The 237-nt window shown below is 65.0% G+C and carries 1 protein-coding gene; it reads left to right on the top strand.

The window, feature by feature from the left end:
• A partial coding sequence (locus ACPYOG_RS20740) for a hypothetical protein (protein WP_481295944.1) occupies positions 1–237 on the top strand: 237 nt, incomplete at both ends.

Consider the following 237-nt stretch of genomic DNA (forward strand, 5'->3'; position numbering starts at 1 on the left):
TCGCCCACGAGGCGCGTGGCGGACACTCGGGGACGAGTCGCATCTATCAGGGCAAAGCCGCCGACACCGCTCCGCAGGCTTTCGCGACCTTCCCCGCCAGCCTCGAGCCGGGCGGCGCACCGCGGACCTTCACCACGACGTTCACGAACCCCACAAACGAAGACATCCTTAGCTCGCAGTTCGAGTTCGACGTATACGCCGGCGATAAGTCGATGGTCGCCGTCGACCGTTTCGATC

It is taken from the genome of Leifsonia sp. HAY1-4F (genome assembly GCF_056755275.1).